Source organism: Polyangium sorediatum (assembly GCF_029946465.1).
Taxonomy (GTDB): Bacteria; Myxococcota_A; Polyangia; order Polyangiales; family Polyangiaceae; genus Polyangium; species Polyangium fumosum.
In genome coordinates this window covers 1-20,764 of record NZ_JARZHI010000116.1, presented here as the reverse complement: position 1 = coordinate 20,764, position 20,764 = coordinate 1, and the positions used below count along the sequence as shown (strand labels likewise).

Annotated in this window: 15 protein-coding genes and 1 pseudogene; 2 read left to right on the top strand and 14 right to left on the bottom strand. The window is 66.3% G+C overall.

Translation table 11 applies throughout. The features are described from left to right. A partial coding sequence (locus tag QHF89_RS47710; RefSeq protein ID WP_136973421.1) for an IS3 family transposase occupies positions 1–126 on the top strand: 126 nt, incomplete at its 5' end. Positions 127–154: 28 nt separating this feature from the next. Here the strand turns inward: QHF89_RS47710 and QHF89_RS47705 are convergent. Then, positions 155–319 (bottom strand): hypothetical protein, encoded by a 165-nt coding sequence (locus QHF89_RS47705; RefSeq protein ID WP_284721915.1) that lies wholly within the window; start codon positions 317–319, stop codon positions 155–157. Between the two features lie 511 nt (positions 320–830). Between QHF89_RS47705 and QHF89_RS47700 the strand changes: the two genes are divergently transcribed. Beyond that, positions 831–1,664, top strand: coding sequence for an IS5 family transposase (locus QHF89_RS47700; RefSeq protein ID WP_136973176.1), 834 nt, complete (start codon positions 831–833; stop codon positions 1,662–1,664). A 25-nt stretch (positions 1,665–1,689) separates the two neighbouring features. Here QHF89_RS47700 and QHF89_RS47695 read toward each other — a convergent pair whose 3' ends face one another. The 13 genes and pseudogenes from QHF89_RS47695 to QHF89_RS47640 all read right to left on the bottom strand — a co-directional run. Continuing rightward, complete coding sequence (locus QHF89_RS47695) at positions 1,690–3,684, bottom strand: hypothetical protein (protein WP_136973177.1); 1,995 nt, start codon at positions 3,682–3,684, stop codon at positions 1,690–1,692. After that, positions 3,681–4,712 carry a hypothetical protein gene (locus QHF89_RS47690; RefSeq protein WP_136973178.1) on the bottom strand — a complete coding sequence of 344 codons (1,032 nt, stop codon included), beginning with the start codon at positions 4,710–4,712 and terminating at the stop codon, positions 3,681–3,683. The genes QHF89_RS47695 and QHF89_RS47690 overlap by 4 nt, the downstream gene beginning before the upstream one ends. Beyond that, positions 4,699–6,105 (bottom strand): DUF2169 domain-containing protein, encoded by a 1,407-nt coding sequence (locus QHF89_RS47685; RefSeq protein WP_284721914.1) that lies wholly within the window; start codon positions 6,103–6,105, stop codon positions 4,699–4,701. The genes QHF89_RS47690 and QHF89_RS47685 overlap by 14 nt, the downstream gene beginning before the upstream one ends. A 2-nt stretch (positions 6,106–6,107) precedes the next feature. Continuing rightward, positions 6,108–7,976 (bottom strand): PAAR-like domain-containing protein, encoded by a 1,869-nt coding sequence (locus tag QHF89_RS47680; protein WP_284721913.1) that lies wholly within the window; start codon positions 7,974–7,976, stop codon positions 6,108–6,110. A gap of 25 nt (positions 7,977–8,001) precedes the next feature. Next, entirely contained in the window at positions 8,002–8,796 is a 795-nt protein-coding gene (locus QHF89_RS47675; protein WP_284721912.1) for a nuclear transport factor 2 family protein, read from the bottom strand. A 6-nt stretch (positions 8,797–8,802) separates the two neighbouring features. Then, the gene (locus QHF89_RS47670; RefSeq protein ID WP_136973181.1) at positions 8,803–10,998 is read right to left on the bottom strand and encodes a type VI secretion system Vgr family protein; all 2,196 of its coding nucleotides are present in this window, start codon (positions 10,996–10,998) and stop codon (positions 8,803–8,805) included. Further along, the gene (locus tag QHF89_RS47665) at positions 10,995–13,220 is read right to left on the bottom strand and encodes a type VI secretion system Vgr family protein (protein ID WP_136973182.1); all 2,226 of its coding nucleotides are present in this window, start codon (positions 13,218–13,220) and stop codon (positions 10,995–10,997) included. The genes QHF89_RS47670 and QHF89_RS47665 overlap by 4 nt, the downstream gene beginning before the upstream one ends. A 10-nt stretch (positions 13,221–13,230) precedes the next feature. Continuing rightward, positions 13,231–15,948: a type VI secretion system Vgr family protein gene (locus tag QHF89_RS47660; RefSeq protein ID WP_284721911.1), complete on the bottom strand. Its 2,718-nt coding sequence runs from the start codon at positions 15,946–15,948 to the stop codon at positions 13,231–13,233. After that, positions 15,945–17,030: a DUF2169 family type VI secretion system accessory protein gene (locus tag QHF89_RS47655; protein ID WP_136973184.1), complete on the bottom strand. Its 1,086-nt coding sequence runs from the start codon at positions 17,028–17,030 to the stop codon at positions 15,945–15,947. Before QHF89_RS47655 ends, QHF89_RS47660 begins: the two co-directional genes overlap by 4 nt. A 17-nt stretch (positions 17,031–17,047) precedes the next feature. Further along, complete coding sequence (locus tag QHF89_RS47650; RefSeq protein WP_284721910.1) at positions 17,048–17,479, bottom strand: hypothetical protein; 432 nt, start codon at positions 17,477–17,479, stop codon at positions 17,048–17,050. A 960-nt stretch (positions 17,480–18,439) separates the two neighbouring features. Further along, a pseudogene (locus tag QHF89_RS50310) lies at positions 18,440–19,159 on the bottom strand (DUF2169 domain-containing protein); the annotation flags it as partial. A gap of 852 nt (positions 19,160–20,011) precedes the next feature. Further along, positions 20,012–20,638, bottom strand: coding sequence for a tyrosine-type recombinase/integrase (locus QHF89_RS47645; RefSeq protein ID WP_136973186.1), 627 nt, complete (start codon positions 20,636–20,638; stop codon positions 20,012–20,014). After that, positions 20,639–20,764, bottom strand: a 126-nt coding sequence (locus QHF89_RS47640) for an IS3 family transposase (protein ID WP_136973421.1), incomplete at its 5' end; no start/stop codon positions are given.

Below are 20,764 nucleotides of genomic sequence, written 5' to 3'. Positions count from 1 at the left end.
GCGATGGCGTCGATCGGTGACTACCTCGAGAGGTTCTACAACCACGCCCGGCGGCACTCGTACCTGGGGTACTTGAGCCCGGTCGAGTTCGAATTGCGAGCACAAGTGGCCGCGTTTGCGGCATAGTCGGTTTGTCCACGGGAGCGGGGGAAGATCAGGCGACGTCCTCCCCCTTGTCGGCATCACGAAGCTTGTTCGCGACGGTCTCCAGGGAGCGTTTGTCTTTGGCCGGCCAGCGGTCGGACTTCGTCATCTTCTGCGCGACCGCCCGCAGGCTGTTGTGCTCTCGCTCCTTCGCCAGTTTCTCGAGCCAGCCCATCCCGAACCTCCCGAAGCACCCTACCCGAGCGCGCGTTTCCCAGCAAACGCGACGCACGATGTATACACGGTGCATCGTGCACCGTGTATACACCGTGCACGGGTCATGCACCACCGTGGGTGTCGCATGGACTGATCGACATGATGGCGGTGGGAGGTGCTTCATGTCGGAACGCCGTGCTCGCAGGACCGCGATTGCCATCGTCGGCGGTGACGGGAGGGCCCACGACTTTCGAGTCACCGCAGAGATCCGGTACTTCCCCAGCCGTCGTTACGGTGGAAATGGGAGCATCCGGCGCGTCCTCGCGGCGATCAGCGGCGGCAACGTTCAGCTCGTGGTCCTTCTCGTTCGCTGGCTCGGGCACTCCGAATACACTTCGGTCGTCAAAGCCTGCAAAGCCGCCCGAATCCCGTTTCGGGTCGTCGCTAAAGGCTCGACGCCTGCAGTTCACTGAGAGGGTGTTCCACAGGAAGTTTGGCCGGACCAGTCTGGTCATGCCAAACCCGGCGGCATGGCCATCCAAGATCATCCGTCGAGGCGTAGTTACCCCTCCGATCTCACCGATGCCGAGTGGGCGCTGATCGCCGACCTGATCCCCACACCGACGTGGATACCGAATCTTCAAGAACCGAAGCATCACCCGCGGGAGTTCATGAACGCCATTCGGTACCGCACGCGCACAGGCACGGCGTGGCGGTTGCTCCCGCATGATTTCCCTCCGTGGTCGACGGTCTTCAAGTGCTATCAACGCTGGACGAGAGATGGCGTGCTCGACGCCATCCACGACACGCTACGCCGAGCTGTACGGGCCGCGGCGGGTCGGGAGCCGGAACCAACCGCTGCAATTCTCGACAGCCAGAGCGTCAAGTCGACCGACGTCGGCGGCCCAGGGGCTTCGACGCGGGAAAAAAAGGTGAAGGGTCGAAAGCGCCATCTTTTGGTGGACGTGCTGGGGCTCATTCTCGTCATCATCATCACGCCAGCGTCGACGCAGGATCGTGATGGGGCCGTGCCTGTGTTGCAGGAGGCTTGTCGCGAGTACCCCAAGCTGGAGCGGATATGGGTCGACGGCGCGTACCACGGAAGCGTGATCGATGGCCTCCGAGAGAAGACGAAACTGGCCATTGAAGTCGTCAAGCGCCCCGATGAGCTGCGGGGCTTCGTTGCATTGCCAAAACGGTGGGTCGTGGAGCGTACGAATGGTTGGCTCTGCAAGTCGCGCCTGCTCAACAAGGAATACGAACGTACCCTCGAGTCGAGTAGCGCAGACGTCCTTCACGCGATGACGTCATTGATGCTTCGGCGCTTGACAACTACCGCCGACACACGTCGGGAGTCTCGATGATCCTGTGGAACACCCTCTGAGGGATTCAGCTGCGCCCACGCCCGAGGCGCGTGCCAGGCCATACGCCAGGTACACTCTCACCGATACGCTCACGCATCGTTGCAAGAGCGGACATCTGTCGCTTGATCCAATCCCGCACGAACAGCGGCGATTCCCCGCAGGCCATGGCGAACTCGAACGCGAGCTCCTCTCGGATCTCGATCGGGACCCCATCGTTGCCGAGCTCGTCCAGCGTGCAGCGCGGCGCGTAAGGAACACCGAACCGGTAGCGCTGCACCTTCGTGAAGTCACCGCGCGTTTGCCTCCAGAATTCTCGGAAGCTGCTCGCCAGAAGGGTCGCACCATAGAAATCGTCGGCGCTGGAACCCTCCTCGAGCTCGTCGTGGTTCCGCCGCGGGCCGCCGGTGATGCGCTGGAGCGCGGTACACAGGGCAGCGCGCAGCAGGGGGGACGAGCCGCGCTGCTCCTCGGCCTCGAGGGCGGCGATCAGCGGTTCGACGTGGCCGGGGTGCCCGTGCCACCCGAGAGCCGCAGCCCCCTCGGGGCTGCGCTCGAAGAGACGCCTCAGCATCTCCGCGTCGCGCTCGGTGCCCGCAATGCCAACAAGGCACATCATGCCCTGTCGAACCGCCCGCGGCACGCGCCCTGGAGACTCCATTTCGGCTGCGAGGAGGCCACGCACGTGGTCAATGCCGGAGCGCTCGCCACGGAGGGTGAGGCTCCGCGCGATGGCGAGGACCACGCGCTCGTCGTCCTCCCTCGTGAGGGCCCCGAGGAGCGACGAAATCGCGCGCGGGCGCGGCTCGACGATTGCGAAGCACCGCGCTGCCGCCTCGCGGACGAGCACATCGGGATGGTCGAGGAACATGACGATGCTCGGATGGTCGGCCTCCCGGCGGAGGCGCAAGGTGTCCAGCGCGACCACGATCCGGGGAACGTCGCCCGTGCGAAGCAGCCTGCGGAGGACCGGGCCGATCCCGGGGCTCGGAGCGAGCGACAACGCATTCCGCTGCGCCGTGAGCGTGCTCGGGTGCGCCGAGCGGAGCGCTACCACCGCCGTGCGCGCCGCGTCCTCCCCGTGGATCGACCCCAGCACGAGCGCCTGGGCGAAGGCCCGCCCCGGGTCGGGGATCGGCGCGTCCGCGGCCCAGCGCTGGAGCTCGTCGAGCACCCACGAGCCGCTCGCAGGCTCCCGTGCGCCATCGGGGATCCGCGTGAGCGAGAGCAGGGCATCGACGTTGTCGAGCAACCGCTGATCGAAGCCCGCCAGCGAGCGCGACCACGGCATGCCCTCCGGAACCGTGCGAAGGTGGCCGAGAATGGCGATGTCTTCCATGCAATCGCGGGCGAGCCGCGCCACGTGGGCCGCCTCTCCGCCGGCGCCGAGGGGAGCGCGCTCGTGGTGCGCCGGAGGGGCGGGCGCCTCGTCATCGTCGTCCTCATCGGCGCTGCAAGGCACGGTCGGACGTACCGACCCCTCCACGTGGTGCAGCGCCGGCACGCCCACACTCGCCCGGAACACGGGGATCGCAGTCGTCGCAGGGGAAGTGGACGCGGCGCGCGCCGGGCGATTCCCGACCTTGACCACCGTGTCGATTGCGCGTGATCGTGCGCTGACGAGCGCCACCTCGACCCCTAAAAGCGAACGAGCGAGATCCTGGGACAGCCCGCCCGAGCGGCGTTCGGGGCGGGGTGGTAGTTTCGCTCCAGCGCGCTCGAGGAGCGCGCGGGCAGCGTCCTCGTCGGTCTCGGGCGCCGGGGTCGCCACCTTTTCGAGCTGCGCACGCGCGCCTTGAAGCGCGGCAATCGCACGATCGAAACGCTCGACATGGTCGAACTCGTCCGCGCGGCTGGCTCCGAGGCGGCCGAGCGTCTCGCCGACCTCCCTCAAGGCGGCAACGAGGGTCGTGACACCTGCGCGCTGGGGCAATCCAGATACCGCGGAGACGACGCGATCGACCACGTCGCGCCCCGCCGCTGCGATGTCCCTCGCCGGAAACTCATGGGGGAGAGCGCTCATCGCACCTCCGCGAGCAGAAACGCACCTCGCTCGGCAGCGTCCGAGCTCAGCGCAACGAGCGCGGTCGGCGAGGGCGCGGCACTGACGGACCAGGACACGGCCGCGAGAGCGAGGAGCATGGCCCCGGTCGCCGCGCCGATATCACCAAGGTCCCCCGGAGCATCCATCGTGACCACGCCCTCGATCAGCCTGTGCCGAACGGCACAGAGGTTCCACTCCCGCACGCGGTGCCTCTCGCCGTTCACGTCGCAGAGGACCCACCCCGGCCTCGTCGAAGCGCCGTCGAGGAGTCGACCCAGGATCGAGGTCATACTCGCGGCGATGTTGGGTTCGTCATGAAGATCCGACTCTTCCCGCCCGCTGGCACACCCGAGCACCGCAGCGATGGGCGCCGGCAGCCGGCCCGTGCGGTCTCGAGAGAGCAATGCAAACGCTGCACCCTCTCCAGGAATGAATCCATTCTCGGCGTCCAGCGCGTGCAGCCGGCACTCCTCGTCGAGCCAGCGCAAGAGGTCCGGGTGATGGTAGCTGTCGACCCCGCCCACGAGGACCGCGGGCGCGCCATGGAGCAGCGCGATGGCGGCCTCCATGGCCAGCGCGCCCCCCGCGTGCCCTGCGCGCACGACGCGCGATCGCGCGATATCGATCGGCACCTCCGACGCGGCTGCGAGCATCTTCACGAAAAATTCCCCGTAACAAGGGTCGTCATCGGGCCTGCCGGCCTCGGGCAGCGAAAGGACCAGCGGGATCGCTTCGATACGCGCGCGATGGACGGCCTCGCGTAGGGCAGGTCGCGCCAGCGCGAGCAGACGAGGCGGCCCATGAACATCCTCGGCGATCCCGTCGGCGAGGCAGACACCTACGCTCTCGCCGCGTTTGTCGACGAACGACGTCGGGCGCGGCACGAGCTTCCGGGCCCGCGCGCACATCGTGATCTGCAGGGCGGAGAGGCCGAGCGGCCCATAGGCTCCCACCGCGTGCACGTTGACAGGCCGATCGGACAGCACCTCAGCTCTAGTCGTCATCATCCGCATCCTCGTCGCGCGGCGGCGCGGCGGCCCGCCCGCGCTCGAGACGCCGCGCGAGCTCGTCTGCGAGATCGGGCTCCTCGGAGGCCCGGCGCGCCCAGCGTCGATCGATTCGCATCCACTGCGCAAACCGGAGCCCTCGCGCAGCGAGCACCTCTCCAGGAGCGCCGGCTCTTTCGATCGCGAGCGTGATCTCGACGTACGTGTCGAGGGTCATCGCGGCCTCCGTCGGGTCGCCGAGCAGATCCTGTGCAGCAAGGAAGCGCTCCCCGAACTCGGCCGCGAGCGTGCCGTCGCCGCGATCCGCTGCCTCGGCGATGCGCTCGAGCCAGGCACGCTCTTCGACCGTCCACGTCTCCTCGTCGAAGTCATGACGTTTCAACGTGTCCACGCGGCGATCCGGGCGTTCGACGAGCTCCGCCGAGACGGCGGCGTACCTGTCGAGCGGAAGGATGGGCTCGGGCACGCCTTCGCCCCAAGCTCCGTAGCGCGCCACCGCGAGCTCGTCGGCGGCGAACGGATCGGGCTGCCTCGAACCGTCGAGATCGCACTCTTCGACGGCATAGGTGAACCTCCCGCGGTGGAGACCGCGCACCATTGCGCTCCAGTCGACGGGATGATCGCCCTCCGCCTCGGCGAGGAGGATCCGTTCGATACCCGGCGCGCGCTCCGAGGGGACCACGGCGCTGCCGCGGAAGACGAGCACGACCCGCGCGTGATCGGTATCGATCCACGCGGTATCACAAACGAGGGGGACCTCCTCCTTCCGGTCACCGTAATCGAGGAGCGCGTGCGGGCGGCGCATCGGAAACGAGGTCACGACATCGCCAGCCGGAACGAGACCGACGAGCTCGAGGGGCGCGCCTGCGTTCAGGTACGGCCCCGCCATCGAGCTCGCCGTTCCTTCGTCGAGCGGACGGGGCACGCGCGCCGACACCGGCTCGGTCGGCCCGAGGAGCCCAGCCTCGCGCACGTAGGCCGAGGTGAGCGGGATTTGCGCCGATGGCGCGCCGGCGGCAATGCTGAAATCGCGGCGTACTTCGCCGACGCGCAGCCTGGCGTCGATGCGCAGGGCGGGTGCTGGCGCGTGGGCATAACCGGCGAGCGCCACCTCGAGACCCGGCTTGTGCTCGACGAAATCCGTCGCGTACTCGAGCTCGTCGGCGGCGGCGCCGGGCAGACCGGAGGGCCGCGAGAGCGACAGCGGCAAGAGCTCGTTCGAGCGCACGAGCTCGACGCTGCCGCTCGGTGAGCGCGCGAGCGTGTACGTCGCCTTGACGATCACCGTGATGCGAGGCTCGGGCGCCCGCCAGCGAACGACGCCGACGGGGAGGACCGGGCCAGGCGCAGAGGGTTTCCGCGCCGGGTCTTGGTGGGCAACGAGGATGCGCATCGTCAAGAAAGTGTAATGAGATCTTGCTTCTTTTCTACGTATTTGATCTTGCCCCAATCGGGCGCCGATTTGAATTCCTTGGCGAACCAACGGTCTTCGAATGCGATCATGGAGAGCTCGAGCACGGCGGAGATGGTGATCGAGAGCTGGAGGAGCACGCCTTTCTTGTCGCCACCGGCGAACTTGATGCTGCCGGTGTGCACCCAGGACGCCCTGAGGGTGACCAGTTTGATCCCTGCCTGGAGCTCGAGGGCGATGGAAGGCGTGATCTTGACCTCGGTGGTCCGGCCGGTGTCGGTCCAGTAATCGTACTCGTCCTGCCCCACGCTGAACGTGACCGACAACGAGAACTCGAGCCCGAAGACCAAATCGAGCTTGACCCCGAGCTTGCGAAGAATGGTCGCCGCGCCCTCGCCGAGGCCGGGAGCGACGAAGTTGATCAGCGAGATGGGCCATTTGACGCCGACCTTGAGCAGCGGGCTCGCGCCGAACCAGAACTTCCACTTCCGGCCGACGAGGGCTGGCGTGTATTGCGTGCCGTAGAGGCCTTTCTTCTCCTCCTTGCATGCCACATAGCGGATCTCGCAGCCGCACGAGACGCCGACGAACATCTCGAAGTCGAAGTCGCGCCCGGCGATCTCCGCGACTTTCTTCAGCGCGTCGAAGATCGACTTGACCGACTCCATCCCCTTCTTCACGCGCGTGACGATGGGATCGTCGACCCGCTCGGTCGACGTGTACTCACCCTCGCTCTTCCCGGCGGTGCCGAACTGGAGCGAAAGCTTGATCGGGGTCGCGGGGAACGCCCTGATGGTTGCCTTCTTCGAGCCGCTACACGCGGTCGCCGTGACCTCGAAAATGAGCGGATCGTTGCGGGAGTTCCAGTATGCGATGAACGCCATCGAGCTGCCGAAGGCGCCACCCACAGTCCTGCCCGTGGCGGTGGTTTGACCCTCCCCGATTTTCGGGGGCGGGGCGTCCTTCCCCTCGCGGGCCACGGTGGCGTTGCCGAACGTGGTCGTGCCGCCGCCGGGCTTGATGATGTTCGCGACGGCCACGACTTTCGGGTTGACCTTGCCCCCGGTAGCGTCGTTGATCGTGTCGCCGAGCTTCTTCCCGGTTGTCTCGGTCAGCTTGTACTTCTTGCCCTTGAACGGGCCCTGTTTGAGTGGCGGCATGCTGCCGCCCGCGCGCGTCCAGGTCCACTCCGTGTGCTTGGCGCCGACACGACCGCATACGGGATCCTGCGTCTGTGGATCCACGGTGACGTCGACGCGCGTCGAGGTGAACGTCACCTTGTCGCCTTCGAGGATTTCGAGGTAGTACGGTTCGTTGCCCTTCTGCCCACCGGGGAAGCCGAGCTTGCGCACCACCGACTTATCGGCCCCGTCGCCCTCGGCCACCGTCTCGCCCTCGAGAGCCGAGATCGCGCAGCGGAGCTTCACGAAGGCGTTCGGGTCCGGCAGGGCTTCGCCGAGGGCCCGACCGTCGACGATGCCCGTCGTGTTTCCGTGGTTTTGTGTCGTCGTGTCGTTGGTGCGGACGACCTCCTTGCCCTCGGTGAGCACGTCGGGAGACCAGGAGGTCGCGCGCGCCTCGGCGCAGTAGGTACCGCTGACCACCCCCTTGTTCACGCCCGCGTGCGCAGGCTGTGACGGCGGCCCGACCTGAGCGGCACGCATCCAGATCGGGGAATCACCGATCTTCGTAAAAACGGTGCCATTCTGGAGCTTGTCGGTCAGGACCCAATTATCGAACGGCGCAGGCTTGTTGTCCGGCAGCTTGCAGACGTCAGGCGCGGTCGCGCGGGGCTTGTGCTTTGTCTTCTGGGTTGCGATCGTCCGCTTTTGATTCGAGACCTTTTGAGACATTGCTCCCTCGCTCGCGATGCAGGGGTCAACCGAAGATGCGCCACGCCCCATCCTTGCGCGTGAGCCACGGATCGACCCGCAGCACCGCAGCCTCATCGTCCCTCGTACGTGCCTCGATGGCAGAGCGGCCATCGGCACGGGAGACGCACACGACGCGGCCGAGCGCACGTGCCTCGAAATGAAGCGCGTCCGGCTCCAGAGGCTCGACGATGGGGCCAGAGGCAAAAAAGCCCCGTGCGACGTCACGTAGGCTGTCGACGGTTGGACCGAGCCCCTCGTACGCGAAGACGTATTCCTCGTTCCGGAGTGAGCAGAGATCGAGGAAGCGGTCGACATCCCCGGCCGCGAGAGAGGCGTGTAGATCGGCGATCGCCTGGTGAAGCTCGGGCGTGCCCCGGCAGTCGACGTCGCTCATCGGCGACGAAAGATACACGGGCGCGTTGACCGGGACGCCGAGGTCGAAGCGCGCCGTGTAATGGTAGGGTTCGTGCTCGGCTTCGGGCGTCCTCTCGATGATCTCGGAGAAGCGCACTTCGTGGATGATCGTGACGTCCTTGGGAGCGTGGACCGGATCCGCGGCGGTGAAGAGCACGAACCGGATGGGCTCGCCGGGGGGCGCGCCCGTGGAGCGGGGCCGGGGAGCGCGCAGGACATCGAGCGTGAGCGTATTCTCCCCGGGGACGAGCCAATGGTTGGCGCCCCCCTGCTGCGTCTCGGGGCCACGGTGCGGGCCCCGGAAGACGGGCAGATCGTTGAGGTAGGCGTGCAAGAGCACGTCGGGCGCGGTGGTCAGGTGGTAACAGACGAGTGCCGGAGGCATGGTTCGTTAAATCTGGGTCGCGACGTCCGAGCCCTGGTTATTCGTCGTGCTCACGATCAACTTGATGACGGAGGAGGCGGTGATCCCGACGGTGCCGTCCTTCAATTCGACGATCGTCTCCCCCACCTTGAGCCGGAGGGTGCCCTTCGTTGCTTGGAGCTTGCCCGTCGCAGAGGAGAGCTGGATCTTCTCGGCGCCCGTCAGGACGAGCTCCTTCGCCGCTTCGACCTTGAGGCTGCCGCCCACCGTGGTGGTCCGCGTCTTGTCCGAGCGGTGCTGGTGCACGTCACCGGCCTTGGAGAAGACGACGCCTCCCACGGCGTCGACGCGCCCCTTCGTGGCGCCTTCGGTCTTGCTCATCCGAGCGACCTCGACGATGGCGCCCCCGACCGTCACGGTCATGGCTTTGCCAGCCTCGGTAGCATTCGTCTTCAGGAAGGTCTCCAGAACGACGCCGCCGACTTTCTCGTCGAGGACGTCGGCGGTCACCAGGTCGCTCGTCTTGACCCGGCGGAAGTGCGTCCCGCCAACCGTCATCGTCCGTTCACCTTTCACGGTGGCGTTGTCGGCCGTGGCGATCTCGAGCTTTCGGTTCCCTTGGGTCAGGAGCGTCTGATCGTTGTCGATGGTGGGGGTGATGTCACGTCCCGCGACGAGCGAGGCGTCGACCCCTACGTTGATGGTCTCGTCGCGCCGAACCACGGTGCTTTCCGTGGCCATGATGTGCTCGACCTTGTCGTGGGCGACGACGATGTTCTGGTCCTTCTCGGCATGCATCCAGATGTACTCGGACCCGGCTGCGTCCTCGAACTGGATCTCATTGGTGCCGTCGCGCCCCGGGGAGCTCATCGATTTGAGCGAGCTGCACGTCTTGCGGGCGGGGAGCGGCACCGGGACGGTGTCCTGCGCATTGTAGACGCGCCCGAGCACCACGGGCCGATCCGGATCTCCCTCGAGAAAATGGACCAGCACCTCCCAGCCGACACGAGGGATGCCGACCGAGTGCCCGGTGTTGTCCTGGAGCACCGGCACCCAGTAGGAAGCGGTGTCGTCGCGCGGCGACAATCGATCCCAGTGGAACTGTATCTTGACCCGTCCGAGCTCGTCGGTATGAACGTCCGCGCCGGGAGGGCCCGTGACGAACGCCGTCACGGGGTTCGTGAGGAACGGCGCCTGGGTCACGCGCGGGGGGCGGCTGGCGACGTTGCTCTGCCGCGCGTCGAAATGAACGGAGAAGCCGGTCTTGTCGCGGTGCCACCGGTGGGTCAGCGTATTCACCACGTATTCGCCGTCTTCAATGCCCTGGGGCGCGTCGGCGAGCGAGAATTTGCGACCAGGCACGAGGCGCGCCGAATTGCTTTCGCCCTCGTAGGAGCGGGCGGCGCACGCCATCGCCTCGGCGATGAGCCTGCATTTGCGCTCGCCGCTCGCGGGCTTGAGGTACTCACCAGGATAGTCGTAAAACTCGGGCCCCGCCGGCGTTGGACCGGCGGCGCTCACGGTCATGTTGAGGCTCGGCTTCTCCGGGTTGAAGTCGCGCAGCGTGACCTGCGATGCCCCAATCCGAGCATGTTCGCCGAGTGCGTGGATCGCGTCTTCATTCCTGTCGAGGGCGGATCCAGCGCGAAACGGCAAGACCGGATTGCCCCCAATGGACTCGTAGGCCGCGGGGCCGTCGCCGATGATCAGCAGATCGCCGGGCGCGAAGTAGTAGAAGACGCCCTCGTCCTCGAGCAGCCGGCTCACGAAGTCGAAGTCCGACTCGCGATGCTGTACGGTGTAGGGTCGTACCTCGTAGGTCTCGCGCAACCAGAGCTCATGGCGAATGCCGAGCCCCGAGAGCACCTCGGAGACGATCTGAAGTGCTGTCTTGTCGCGGAAATGGCGGATGTCGGTGCGGAGTCGCGCCAGCGCCAGGCGTGGCTCGAGGACGACTTCGACGAGCGGCGCGCCCCGGATCACGGCCCCGATCGAGATGTCCGTGACGAGGCCATCGATGACGCGCTCGTCCTCTTTGCGCACGAGGCGGAGCGATGCCTTGCTCTTCACGAGATCCTCGGGCTCGAGGGGGTCGCCCTCCTCCGCATGAAACCGGATCTCGAAGCGGAACGGACGGGAGATCCCCTCGATACCGGAGACATCGCGGACCGGATGGAGCCGACCGCCGAGCTCGAGGAAATACCGAAGCGGCTCGGTGCTCATGCGTTGTGCTCCACCTTCTTCGTAATGATCACGAGCTTTTTGGCCTGGGAGAGGTCGAAGCTCGTCGCCCGGATCTCGACCGAATCCGGCAGGAGGGTGATCACGCTCCCGCCACACTTGAGCTCGATCTTGTCCTTGGCCTCGAGGATGACGTCGGGCGCATCGCCGAGGACGGCGCCTCCCACGTTCCACTTGGACTTCTTGTCGGCCGAGTCGAGGAAGGCGTCGTCGGTCTTCATGATCAGCGCGCCGCCCACGGTCTCGAAGGCGTGGTTCTTGATGTCGATGACCCGCTGGGCCTCGGCGATCTCGATCTTGGCGCCGCCAACCGTGTAGACGCCGACCTTGCCCACGTCCTCGCTGATGGAACCGGCCGACATCTTGAGGAAGGCGCCACCCACGGTGTCGCTCATGCGGCGCTGCGAGTTGGCTGCGATGTTGCCGAGGGAGACGTCGACGAGCGCCGCGCCGACCTGGAGCTCGCGGGTCTGGAGCACCTTGGTCGTATGGGCCTCGGCGACCTCGATCGAGCGCTTGCCGGCGACGGTCGAGGTCTCGTTGACGTCGACGACCTTGCTCCGCGCACCGCCCACCTGGATATGCTCGTTGCCGCCGACGGTCACCTTCTGGTCGTGGGCCACGCGCAACTGCTGATCGCTGGCGATCTGGGTGCGGTGGTTGTTGCCGATGACGCGTTTCTGATCCCGCGCGACCGAGTCGGTTTTGATGTTCTGCACGAGGACGGTCATGTCGCGAGAGGCGTTGAGGAACATCTCCTCCTGCCCCTTCTTGTCCTCGAAATAGATTTCATTGAACGATCCGCCGCCCGGCGTGGTCGCGGTCTTGAGCACCACGCGAGTCTTGTTCGCAGGGAGCGGGTAGCTCGGCGGGTGCTCCGCATCATGAATGCGGGAAAGCACGGTCGGCGCATCCACCGTTCCCTCCTCGTTGAAGGTCAGCACGTGCCAGCCCACGCGCGGCAGAAGCATCGACGAGGCCGTGCCGCGCTGAGCGACACGCATCCATTTGCCCGCGGCGTCGTCGCGCTGGCCCTCGCGATCCCAGTGAAACTGGACGCGCACGCGGCCAGCGGCATCCGGGAAAACTTCCTGCCCGGAGGCGCCGACGACGATTCCCGTCTGAAGCCCCGCCTGCTTGGCGAGCGGCGTATCGACCTCGGGACGGTAGGGGACGGCCCCCGGAATCCCCTCGAAGTGGCACACGTAGGGGCGCTCCCCCTTGCTACCCGCGGCCTCCCGTTGGACGACCTTGGTGCGGGCGTGGGTGACCAGGTAGCGGCCGTCGAGGCGGGCGAGGGGGTGACCTCCGATCTCCACGACCATCCCCGGCACGAGGCGCACGCTGGTGGATACGCCCACGATCCCGCCCTTGGCCGTGTTGGCAGCCTCCTGCATGAGGCGTGCGCGCGTGGCGCAGACGGCGGGACTCTCGGGGCCGCCGCCGGGGGCGTCGTACACCTCCAGCGGCCCTGCGCCGACGCTGGCCCCCACCGCGAGCAAGGGCCGATTCGGATCGAACGAATGGACGGTGAACTTGGTGGGCGCAGCACTCGCCACGGTGCCGAGCTCCTCGATGAGCTCGCGCCCGGCCGTCTGACCGGTCTCGTAGGAGAATTGAATGTACGCGCCGCCCACGAGATCGGGCGCCGCGGCCGAGTTGTCGCTGAAGACGAGCGTGGTCTCGCCGCCCTTGTGATCGAACCAGTAGTAGATGCCCTCTTCCTCGAGCAACCGGCTGATGAACGTCCAGTCGTCCTCGCGGTACTGCGCGCAGTAGACGTGGGTTGGATAGTGCTCCGTCACCTCCCAGCGGGTGGGCGCCGTGGAGCGCTCGAGCACCTTCTTCACGATATCGACCACGGTGCTGTCCTGGAAGACGCGACTATCGCGGCCGAGCGACAGTGGATACACAGACGGCCTCACCACGACGCGGAGCTGCGCCGAGTCGTCGTCGTGGACCCGCTGGGACGCCTCGGCGACGAGGCCCTTCACCTGGCGCTCGGCCCCGATACCGTCGCGCAGGGTGATGACAGCGGCCTGGCCAGCGAGCGCCTGGGCGGGGGGCCCCTCGCTGCGCGAGGCGCAGGTGACCTCGAAGCAGAAGAGCTCGGAGATGTTCTCTTGCCCTTCGAGCAAGACGACATCGAAGCTCCTCCCAGCGATTTCGATCGACGCGTGCTCCTGGTTCGATTGCGCGCTCATGATCGCCCCTTCAGGTCAGGTTGTCGTCCATGCCGGTGACCTCGACCTTTTGCTTGCATTCGAGCTTGAGTTCGCCCTTGATCGTCGTCTTTTCGGGCGTGAGTGTGATCTCGAGGCTCGGCGACTTCAGGGAGAGTTCGGCTTTGGTCTGGACCACGATCGTGTTGCCGCGGATCTCGATCTTTTCGCCGGAGGAGAGCTTGGCGATACCGCCGACGTTGACTTTGGTGTTCTTGGCCGCGAGCCCCATGGCCTTCTTGCTCTTGCGTATCATCACGCCGCCTACGGTGAGCGCCGCGGGGCCGTTCACCGTGCTCGTGATGTTGCCCTTGGCGGCGATCGTGACCTTCGCTCCGCCTACGGTCTCGACATAGTTGGTCTTGGCATTGGTGGAAATTGCGCCGACGCCCACCTGCACGAAGGCTCCACCGACCGTGCGCGAGAGCGCGTGCTCGGCCGTGCGGGTGATTTCGCCCTGACACAGCATGTCGATGAGTTTGCCCATGGTGATGCCCTCGGAGAGCCCGCCCGTGAGCTTGCTGAGCGCAGCAGAGGGTGTTGGGATCATGCTGCTCAGGCTCGCTCCGGCGCCGCTGAGCGCGCCTCCAAGGGCACCCACGCCGCTGCCTGCGAACCCGCCAGCGAGGGCACCCGCGCCGCTCGCAGCGCCGCCTGCGAGGCCACCGAAGCTGCTCCCGGCGCCGCCTGCGAGGCCGCCGAGGCTGCTCCCGGCGCCGCCTGCGAGGCCGCCCATGGCGCCGACGACACCGCCGCCTTGGACCCCACCGGTGAAACCTCCGAGCGCACCTCCAGCGCCCCCGCCGGCTCCTCCTCCTGCGCTCCCCACGCCTGCGACGCCTCCCATCGCGCCGCTGAGCGCTCCCTGCGTAATGCCCAGCAATGCCGCCTTGGGATCGGGCACGATGCGCTTGACCATCGAGGCGAAATCGGGTGACTTGATGTTCCCACAAATCGTGATGCGCACCGAGCCGACCTTCTCGGTCTCGTTCCCCTCGGTGGTGGCGTTTGCGTCGGCGCCGACCTTGATGGTCTCGCTCCCGCTCACGACCTTTTTGCGGTCGTTCTTCACGTGGAGGCGGTAGTCGCGCATCGACTGCACCGTCGAGTTGGCGCCGATCGCCACGGTCTGATCGTGGGTGACGGCATGCGAGACGGACATGTCGATGAAGCGCGCTTCGTTGTTGCCGATCCGCTCGCTACGGTCGTTCTTGACGACCCCGATGAAGTCGCGCTCCGCGCGCACGTGAAAGAGCATCGTGCCCGCCGTGTCGTCGAGCCGCACCTCGTTGTAGCCGCCGGTCGCCGGCGAGGAGGGCGTGTGGATGGCCATCACGTTCTTGTGCGCCGGCTGCGGGTAGACCGGCGGCATCACGCCGTTGATATGACGCGCAATGCCGATCGGACGGTCCGGATCGCCATCGATGTAGGCGATGCTCATCTCCCAGCCAACGCGCGCCAGCACCATCCCCGTCGCGCTCTCCTGGAGCTGGCGCACCCACCGAGAGTCGTTGTCGGTCCCCACCGCCTCCCGGTCCCAGTGAAACTGCGCTTTGAAGCGACCGTACGGATCGGTATGGATCTCCTGACCGACGGGGCCGCGTACCATCGCCGTGTGCGAGCCACCGAGGGTCGGCCGTGGCGTACGCCGCGCCGGACGGAAGGGCACGTCGAGCGGGATGGCCTGGAACGAATTCTCGTACGTCACGGCGCCGATCTGCAGATCCGTGATTGCCAGCTCGGTCATGGCAGGGTTACGGAAGTTGTGCTCGATCTCGACGAGGAGGTACTCACCGGCGAAGGCGTCGCCGCCCCTCGCCCCGAAGACGAAACGGTGCGCCGGCGCAAAACCGTCGACGTTGCCGCGCCCCCGGACGTAACGCGCCTGGACCCGCTGCGCTTCGAGCCTGAGCTGGGCGAGGTGCGCACCCTCGCCGATCTCGCGGTAACCGGCGGGGTAATCGTAGGTCTCGAGCTCGCTGTCGCGGTCGGCCTTCGCCGTCTGCCGCAGGTCGAGCTTGGATTTTTTCCAGTTGAAGTCGCCGACCGTGGCCGCGCCGCTGGCGACCCGTGCGCCGCGACGGATCTCGTGGATCCCGAGTTCGTCGCGTTCGAGCGCCCCGGCCGCGTCGATGAGTTCGAACTCGGAGATGCCGGGAACGGGCGGCGACGCCGAGGACCGATCGGCCAGCTCGAGAACGCCGTTCGAATCGAATGTATAATAAATGCCCTCGAACTCGAGGAGGCGCTCCACGAAGGCGAGGTTGGTCTCTCGGTATTGTACGCAGTAATTCCGCGAGGGAGTCGGTCGTGAGAGCGACCAGCGGTGTGGGATGCGGTGGTCGTGGAGCACCTGCGAGAGAATGGCCTGCGTGGTCACATCCCGGAATTTTCGCGTATTCGTGGCGAACCGGAGCAACCAGAGGTGACCGTAGAGATCGAGCCGGTACCGGAGCGCACCTCCACGCACGGCGACGAAGCCTGCGCGGCCGACCGTGAGGGTGAACCGGCGCGACGGCATCTGCCCCACGAGCACGTCGAGCACGGCGTCGTTTCCGATGAGGCGGGTCGTATCGAGGTCTTCGTTGCTCGCGATCTCGATGATCGCATGGGTGATTTCCGAGATTCCCTCGGAGATCCTCGCCGCGACGACATGAAAGGTTTGCTCGATACCGAGGTCGAGCATGAGGTCGACTGCGCGCGTGCTCATGATGCCTCCGGAACGTCTCTCTCGAGGGATCTCCTTAGCAAATCGGCGAGAATGGGCTCGGGAATTGGGTGCGCCCCGAAAATCCTCACCGCCTCGACGTGCTCGCTCTTCCTCGGCATCGGCGTCGTGGCGCGCCATGTAAGCTCCACGTGGCCCGCGTCTGCGTCGATGAGGAGCGTGTCGAGATGCGTGGGGAGGTCTCGCTCGACACCACGGATGACGCTCTGGAACCGTGGCGCATACCTCGGCAGACGAAAGCGCCACACGCCGTCGGGCGTCGCGTTCAGCACCTCGATGGCCTCTGTGCCTTCGAGGGGTTCTTCGCTCCAGAGATCGGGCGGCGCCACCGAGGCGTAACGTGGGTCGAAGTCGACCGGTCGTAGAGGGGCTCGCTCGCGCGCCCATACACTATCGAACGTCCCCGCGCGCTCGACACGCGGGGTCCAGCTCGCGCCGAGAGGGCCAAAGCCAGCGGGAGCGGGCAGGCGCGAAGAGAGCGGGACGCGAGGGTCCTCGAGTTTTGGCGCCGGTGTGCCGACGAGGCAGGTCCGATCGACAGCAAACCCCGTGCCGGAAGGGTTTCGGCGATCGAGGACGATCCCGCCAGGTTGGGTCTCGTCCCGCCCACCGAAAGCTTGCTCGTACACCAGGGGGGTCGGTGTGGCGGTCGCGGCAGGTCCGGGCACGACACCACGAACACCCCTGCACCAGACGCTTGGCCCGTACACGCGTATCACCTTGTGGATCGAGCGATGCGGGGCTTCCACGCGTAGGCTCACATCGAATTCGGTGACGGGTTTTCCGCGGGGTGGATAGGCTGTGCCGACGAGCAGGATGTCTGTGCCTGGCTTGTGGTCGACCGCGTCGTTCGGGTACTTGGGGCTCGCCCACGGATGGCTGCTCGTGGGCTCGTCCTCGAGCCGGATCGGGGCCTGCGTCACGGCGATGGTCGCCACACCTCTCGGAGCCGCGTAGGTGAGCTTGGCGATGACGGCGAGGACTTCACGACCATGGCGATCATCCATGAGCAAGGAACGGACGACCATCGGCGTTCGGTTGCTCGTGATGCGTTCCAGATCCATGCTCCCCTCCTCGGCGGCTAAAGGACTGCGTGTGTCCGACCCGCGGCGAGGCGTGCTCGCAGGTCCGCCGCGATCCCAGGGTCGGCAAGCGACTGGAGCCGCCAGTGGCTCCGCAATCGGCGAAATGCGGACGCCGTGAGGCCTCGCGCCGAGAGCTCCACGGCTGGATCGGCGGCGGTCTCGCAGGCGAGGCGCAACGCGACGAACTCTTCGATCGTGAGGTCGGGAATGTCCTCTGGGCGCGGCGTTTCGGCTTTCAGGATCGCCTCACGCACCGCCCTCTCGAGCGGCGCCTGCTCTTGATGCAGCTCCTCGCCGATCGCATCCGCATAGCGCTGCTCGTGCAAGAGCCAATCGACCTCCGTCAGCCCGTGCTCGCCGAGGATACGCGCCGCAGACGAGGCCGGTGCGCCCCATAGCCGTGCCTTGATCGAGGCATAGGTCTCCATCGGCAGCAGCTCAAGCCAAGGGGCGGCTTTGAATGGCAGCGCCGTGGACGGGGTGGACCTCAGCGCAACCACCATGGTCCCCGTCCCATCATCCTCCAGCGGCAGCCTCGGCACCTGGATCGGGCTCGGGACCACAGAGGGCACCCCCGGCGTCGGCGCCACGAATGGCAGCGCTGACGGCGCTCCTGTCGCCTCGAACCGAACGCCCCATACCATGGTGGTCGTCCCATCGTGGTCCTGCTCCGTTGGCAGCTCCGCATCGGGGGCCGGTGGCGCCTCGGATGCCAACCAGGCTTGGAATGGCAGCGCCGCGGAGGGGGTGGACCTCAACGCACCCACCACGGTCCCCGTTCCATCATTGTCATTGTCCAGCAGCGCCCTCGGCACCTGGGTCGGGCTCGGGAGCGCCGAGGGCACCCCCGGCGTCGGCGCCACGAACGGCAGCGCTGACGGCGCTCCCGTCGCCTCGAACCGAACGCCCCATACCATGGTGGTCGTCCCATCCTGGTCCTGCTCCGTTGGCGGCTCCGCCTCGGGGACCCGTGGCGCCTCGGATGCCAACCAGGCTTGGAATGGCAGCGCCGCGGAGGGGGTGAACCTCAACGCACCCACCACGGTCCCCGTTCCATCATTGTCATTGTCCAGCAGCGCCCTCGGCACCTGGGTCGGGTTCGGGAGCGCCGAGGGCACCCCCGGCGTCGGCGCCACGAATGGCAGCGCCGACGGACCCGCTTCGGTCGCGCGATTCAGCCCTGGTGGCACGATCGTCGCCGTGGAATCTTCTTCCTTTGCAGTAGCGATAGGCCACGCGGACGGCCCCTGGTCCTCTCGCTCCTCGACATCAGCTGCGAACGAGTCGGCCCAGGAGAGCGGCCGACCTGGCAATTCCACACCCGCGGCGATGTGCAGCCACGCGAGCGCTTCCTCCGCCCACACAGGGAAGTGCCCGCGCCACGTGATCGAGCACGTCCTCCGATCCACGTCGACCTGGAGCATGTCTGCGACCATCGGAATAGGCCGCCCAGCGCGAAGCGGCTTGGATCGCTCGTGACAGTATGCGCACCCCGAGGCCCCCGGTAAACGGCTCAGGAAATTGGGATACTCGCTGAAGACGCCCATCAACCCGATCCACTCATCACCTCGGAGGTGCGGGATTTGCTGCTGAGGCGGCGTCGCCTGAAAATAACGCCAGTCGAGCGAGCCTGGGATCTCGCGAATCGGGCCTTTGAGCTTCGTCGGGTCGCACCCTGCGAGGAGCCGTTGCCGGACCGGCGATCTCTCGGGGATCAATCCCAGTCCTACGATGCAAGCACGCGCTGTCTCTCCGTTGACCTCCCGAGGAGGCGCGAGCCCGGCCCATGCGTCCAGCAGTGGGGCGCCATCGCGAAAGACCCCGAAGCGCACTGCCGCTGTCGCGCGTCTCGCAGGTATCGCGGCGTGGCCGAGCAGCCAGACATCCGTCTGGCCGAGGTAGGGTGCGAGGTCTCCTCCCGATCGCAGCCCGAAGCCCGACTCGAGCGCCTCCTCCTCCTCGATGATGCGCTCCGGTGTCGCGGGCATCATGGTGCCGCCAGGAACGAGCGAGAACGTCGCCTTGACGACGACTGTCACGTACAACTGCCCCTGCCGCCGCCATGTCACCGTGGCTGCTGCTGCGCCGGGATGCACAGAGATCAGCATCGCCCCACCTCGGCTTCGCACCACTTCGTCCCAAGCTGACGCGCGTTCGACAGGACGGACGGGGAGGCACCCAAGCAGAGCCGCATGCTTCCATCTAGCCGCTTGGCGGAGTGCTCCTCATCGTGCTCACGCAGGCGCACCACAACACGACGGGAGTTGCCTTGCGACGAGGACTTGTATGCCGTTTCGGCAAAGGCTCGTCCGTCGTGCTTGCTAGGCGTTTCGCAACCTGTGCTGGCCCCGCTCATGTTCGCGCCTTGTGGCCTACATGCCACGAATTTTCCCATCGTAGTCTCAACTACTTCGTTTAGCAACAGTAAAAACCACGAACGATTTCATGGGTTTATCGCGGACGCCTTCGGACATTCATTGTCATGACCCCGACCCGCGAGAGGGGAGCATGAGCCGCGAAGAGCAAGGCCTTCTTGCCCCTCGCTCGTGTTCGGGCGTTCACACGTGATCTACCCCGCTCCCGTGAACAAACCTACGATGTCCGCAACGCGGACACTTGTGCACGCGCCATGGCTAGCGCATCTCCGCGACTTAGGGTTTGTCCATGGGTCCGGAAGAAGATCAAGGAGCCGACGCGCTTCATCGCCCATGACCTCAAGCGGAGTCGTTTCGCTTGACGGAGCGAATTAGGCGTCTTGCTCACCTTCCGCGCGAAGTTAGTGCAACGAGGATAACGCGAATGATCGTCATAGGCTTCCCTCCACCGATGACAGTCCGTCGCGTAAGCATCATGACCGGGCCCTGCGGGTGCCTGTGCAGGGAAGGGGTTCTTCCCATCCGTCTCCGTGCGTGACCCGTGGCTAAAAAAGCGCAGCCTTGGACAGGCGCGCTCTCCGCCCCTCACCGCGGCAAGAACTCGTGCCCCGAGGAGCCCGTCTCGAAGACCCGGATGTACCGCTCGGTCACCTGAACGCTCGAGTGCCCGAGCCAGACGCTGACCTGCTTGAGCGACGCGCCGTTCGCGTGCACGGCGCTCGCCCAGGCGCGACGCAGATCGTGGATCGAGAACTGCGGCAACCCCGCCGCCTTGCGTACCCGCTGGATCTCGTTCCAGACGGCCTTGTCGTCGAGCGTCACCGTGTCCCGAGTCTTCACGAAGGCGAACGCCGCCTCTGCGGTGTCCTTCGAGATCGGGATGTCGCGATACCTGTACCCCTTCGTCGTCCAGCCCTTCTTGGGCGTGATCGTCAAGAGACCGCGCTGCTGGTCGATGTCGCTCGCCTCGTAGTGCCGCGCCTCGTCGATGCGGATCGCGCTCCCGGCTGTCAGACGGAAGAGCGCCGCGTACCCGGGCTTCGACATCTCGTCGGCCTTCGCCAAAAAGACGTCGACCTGCTTCGGTGACAGCGCCAGGGCGTTCGGCTTCGGCCGGGCTTCACGGAGCTTAAGCTCCTCGAAGTCCTCGTGCTTGAACGGGTTGTGCGCGATGAGGCCCTTGATCTTCCCCCGCTCCCGTGGACAAACCAACTATGCCGCAAACGCGGCCACTTGTGCTCGCAATTCGAACTCGACCGGGCTCAAGTACCCCAGGTACGAGTGCCGCCGGGCGTGGTTGTAGAACCTCTCGAGGTAGTCACCGATCGACGCCATCGC